We start from the raw sequence: 4,827 nt of genomic DNA, 5'->3' as shown, positions 1-4,827 counted from the left end.
GTTCTTAGTAAGAGAACAATTTTTTCGAGATTGCTTTTGATTTTATTGTCAATTTCGGTTTTCGTTGCTATTCCCGGACTCACTTTAAGAAAAGCAAGCAATTTTTCGGGTAGTTCGTTTGCTGCTGCCAAAATATCGACATTTACTGCATTTATTGCACTTTGAGGCATTCCATCAAATTTTGCAGTTAGAGGATCTTGGACCAAAACAATTCCGTTTTTTTCTTTTATTGCTTTTAGTCCCAAACTGCCGTCAGAGCCCATACCCGAAAGAATAATCCCGATGCTGTTTTCATTTTGATCATCGGCTAATGAGCGGAAAAAATAATCAATCGGAAGTCGCAAACCACGCAATTCAATAGGTTCAAACAAATGCAGATAGCCGTTTAAAACCGACATGCTTTTATTTGGCGGAATAACATACACATGATTTGGAAGAACCTTTAAATGATCGCTAACTTGAACAACCTTCATTTCAGTTATCCGTTGAAGAATTTCAGGCATAATACCCACACGGTTAGGGTCAAGATGTTGAATGACCACATAAGCCAATCCACTGTTATTTGGAACATTACTAAAAAAAAGTTCTAGCGCTTCCAATCCCCCTGCTGAAGCTCCAATCCCAACAATTGGAAAACTTATTGAAGTCGTAATCTGCTTTTCTTTTGCTTTCGAAGCAGTCTTATCTTTTTGTGATTTACTTTTTCTCATGTTTCCCAAATATACGTCTTTTATGATTTACATCATAAAAAATAAGTTTGTTGCACGCAGCTTTGCCTATAAGAGATTATGTATCAATTAAGCAAAGGGACTTTGGATTCGTCGATTTTCAATTTATCAGACCGCTTGCTTATCATTAATCTGTTCAATCTAAAACATTCCGCCCACTTTTTCTACATTGCGTGTTAGGTTTATTGTTTCTCTATTATTCCAAGTGTATTTTTATGATATCCTGTATCAAATATTCTAATGGTTCTCTTTTATCCTTCGGAATTTCCCTATTATCTGCATTAATTACGATCACCATATCTAGCTTAGGAATAATGTTTATTATTTGTCCACCATTTCCAGTAATAAACCAAGCATTAAAACCATACACTGTCTTTACCATTCTCCATTGATAACAAGCATAAACAGGATGATGGATTTCAATATACGGGCTAAATATTTCGTCTATCCATTTTTCAGATACAATTTCTTTATTATTCCATTTTCCTTTGTTCAGGTGCAAAAGTCCATACTTAGCAATATCTCTTGATTTTAGAGATAGTCCACCACCCCCATCATAAATGCCATTTTTAGAAAACCAGTTATATTCTTTGATATCGAGTGGTTCAAAAAGATATTCTTCAGCAAATTCTGCAATGTTTTTACCCGTTGATCTTTTTATAATTTCACTCAAAATAATAGTGTTAGGTCCACTATACACATATTTTGTTCCGGGTACCGTATCCATAGATAATTCTAATGACGATTTCAGCCAGTCTTCCGTTTGATCCATTTGCCTACCCATATTGTTTGAGTCAGTAAGGGGCAAAGACTGTTCATCCCATTGAAAACCAGATGTCATAGTCAACAAATCTTTAATGGTTATTTTATTTTTCAGACTGTCTTTTTTAAGATTTTCATATTCGGGGAAGAAATCTAACATTCTTTGGTCAACGCCTTTAATATACCCATGTTCTATTGCGACACCAATCAATAAAGAGTTGAAACTCTTCGTATTCGATGCTAAAATATGAAGTCTATCATTTTCCCAATTATTATAATATTGTTCTATTACTAAGTCCTTATTTTCAATCACCAGTAAACTATGTATATTCCCATATTTACCCTTACAGATGTCATGGTTAAGTTTATTGAATATGGCTGTGTCCAACTTGTTTTCTTCAAGTGTAGATACATTCAATCCATCGTTTCTGTCAATTGGTTTCTGATAGGAACACTCATTTTTTGTCTTGCAGCCAACGAAACTTAGAATAATTAAAACTCCGATTAGTTTCTTCATTGTATTGGGTTGTTTTTTCAATCACACCTAACAAGTGTATATATCGCTTTTTATAAGTTACTACTATTGTGTCTTTCACCATCAAACATTACGTCCAAAGGACTTTATTTTTTTTACAATAGACCTTCGGTATAATAGCAAGGGAGTCTAATTGACAATAGCTATATTTATGAAAATAACATCAGAAACAAACATAAGCTAAACCGTTTTATGCTGGAATTATAAGGAAGCTATACGTTCATTTAGTTCGACGGCCTTTTCCCTTTGCATCACAATATCTAAGCGGCTTGTTCGAGATGGATAAATGAGGATATTTTTAGTCACTGATTTAAATCCTTCACAAGAGAACAATATTTTATGTGATCCATTGGTCATGTTTTTAAAGAAATAATTGCCCTTAGTCCCCCGCTTGACAACAGCCTTTTTATTATCAACCGAAACACGCACTCTGTGTAGTGGCTTACCATCGGTATCAGTAATTTTGCCCTGCAAGGCTCTTTTTCGCCTGGGAATTTTATAGGTACTGATAGCCATCACGAAATATTCGTACAAGTCTGGCTGAGAATGCTTGTACTTGGCTTCCATATATGGCTTTAGCACCTTATTCAACAATTGATGGTAGGCATTTAGTTCATCCTCTATGGTTTGATTGGCTCGCTTGATGTCATCCCTGCTGGTAGTGGTAGAATTCAGCTTTTTATCAAAACCAGCAATGGCAAGACCCAATTGATCCCTTAGAGACTCATCTATATCAGCCTCCTGGGATTCCTGTGGATCTTTTTGTATCATATCCTTTAAAAATCGTGATTTTATTAATAACTTGAGTCCTGAGTATTTATACAGTTGGTTCCTGCCAAAACCATCTAGATGAACAAAGGGTATAAAGTGATGAAAGTAGCCATAGCTTTTCATCAGGTTGGCAATTTGATAGCAAATGTCTTCCAGATTTACTCTGGATTTCTGCTTCGAAATTGAGCTGCATTTTTTATCGAAATGAACCAATTTAAGTGAATCGACTCGTTCAATACAGCTTTTTATCTGTGCAATTACTTTTTGGCAAAACTTATCATCTTGAAGTAAGAAATTCTTTTTGGCAAATTCCAAAAAACATAAAGCTTGATTGTATTCTCGGGCTTGGGGCTTATCCATAGAGCATTATATTTGATATATGTTTGAATTCCAGAAGTCATATAATTTAATTGGTCGTTCTTCTCTATGCTCGACAAGACCAATCTGTGCCTTATTCCACCCCTCGCATCCAACGCCTCAAGCTCCGCTAACCATTGCCTACCTCTCGCGATCTAAAGGCATACTACCGCGTCTTGGTGCCTTACCTTCCTTGCAAAACTCTATACCTTCTCGCGCTCCTTTTCAACTTTCGCATCCCAGCATATTACCCTCGCACTAATCAGCCTGCTCTTCGCCTTCTATTGGCTTGCTATCGCTTCCTTTTATTCTATTCCCGCACATTATAGGCAACTCTACTCATTCCCTTTCGTGCTGTATTTAACTTGAAGCTCTATCAACTTTTCCATTGCTCTTGTGGTATTGCCTTATTCCATGCCAATCATTTTCAAGCTTGTGCATTACTTTAAAACCACTCTGCTTAATTTACACTAAACCAATACCATTTTATGAAATTCGCTTATGTATATCTAATTTACAAAATATGACTAACAAAACGTCTTTATCAATATTTTTTTTGTCTATGCGGTATTTTTAGTCGCCTTGCCTGTTCTCAAAAGTTTCGTTTCGATAATGAAAGATTCCATCATCCCATTTAAGATCTGCTCTATTCAAATTAGCATTGATCAAAAGAAATTCAAGCAGATCATATCTCCTTTTCAGTAAGCTCATCTTCATAAATAGCCAAGAACGCATTCATTAGAGCTAAACAAAGCTCAATTAAGGCAAGTCTAATAGGCATCGACATTCTTATTATACCCTTTTTTCTTTCCAGGGAAGGAAAAAAAAGCAGCCTTTCGACAACAGTATAATCTTGTAGCATAATTACAAGCCCGTTTAATAACCGAGCTTTTCCTAAATGAGCCATTCGTTTGGTGCGATTGATAAACAAGTTAACTGCAGGTGTGATCTGATGTTCATATTCAATTTAAACTAAGGCAGTAAAAACAAAGAAATCAAAGCTTTATCATCTCGGGTCATTGGCACAATAAAACAGAACAAATAAAAACTTAAGCTCTTATGCTGTTCTGGTTCAATATTTGCATTTCGGCTATTATGCTGAGATAATAACAAGAAAATAGTGGAAACTCATTTCTGAAATTGCCCTACTCTCAGATAAAAATTTAAATTTGCACACACAACTAATCCAATATCTATGAAAAAGATTATTTACTTCTCACTAATCATACTATCAGTTATCAGTGCTGCCTGTAGCTCAGGTGAGAAAGCACTACAGAATGGTGACTATTACACGGCCGTATTAAAATCGGTTGACCGATTAAGGTCGAACCCAGACAAAAGCAAGGCTCAACAAGCGCTATTGGAAAGTTACCCCTTAGCAGTTCAGATGTCGAAAAGAGAAATTGTAGCTCTTCTGAATTCACCTGATCCGTTAAAGAACACAAAATCAATTGCACAATATCAGACTCTTAACCGAATGTACAATGAAATAAACCGATGCCCAGCTGCCTTGCGTTTACTTTCAAATGTGCAATCATTCAGAGCTGAAGAAGATATGGCCAGACAACTTGCAGCACCTGAATGTTATAATTTAGGTTTAAGAGAACTGGCTAAAGGAACCCGTAATGCTGCAAAATCGGCTTACGCCCATTTCGCAAAAGCCAATCAGTTTGT

At 35.9% G+C, this 4,827-nt stretch carries 4 protein-coding genes; 1 reads left to right on the top strand and 3 read right to left on the bottom strand.

The features are described from left to right. The 3 genes from ABY905_RS14180 to ABY905_RS14170 all read right to left on the bottom strand — a co-directional run. Window positions 1-710, bottom strand: a 710-nt coding sequence (locus ABY905_RS14180; RefSeq protein WP_372645001.1) for a chemotaxis protein CheB, incomplete at its 3' end; no start/stop codon positions are given. Between the two features lie 214 nt (window positions 711-924). Further along, window positions 925-2,007 carry a serine hydrolase domain-containing protein gene (locus tag ABY905_RS14175; protein ID WP_372644999.1) on the bottom strand — a complete coding sequence of 361 codons (1,083 nt, stop codon included), beginning with the start codon at window positions 2,005-2,007 and terminating at the stop codon, window positions 925-927. Window positions 2,008-2,226: 219 nt separating this feature from the next. Continuing rightward, window positions 2,227-3,156: a carboxypeptidase-like regulatory domain-containing protein gene (locus ABY905_RS14170; protein WP_372644997.1), complete on the bottom strand. Its 930-nt coding sequence runs from the start codon at window positions 3,154-3,156 to the stop codon at window positions 2,227-2,229. A gap of 1,192 nt (window positions 3,157-4,348) precedes the next feature. Between ABY905_RS14170 and ABY905_RS14165 the strand changes: the two genes are divergently transcribed. Then, a partial coding sequence (locus ABY905_RS14165) for a hypothetical protein (protein ID WP_372644995.1) occupies window positions 4,349-4,827 on the top strand: 479 nt, incomplete at its 3' end.

The organism is Ancylomarina sp., from assembly GCF_041555295.1.
Taxonomy (GTDB): Bacteria; Bacteroidota; Bacteroidia; order Bacteroidales; family Marinifilaceae; genus Ancylomarina.
This window is presented reverse-complemented; position numbering and strand designations above follow the sequence as displayed.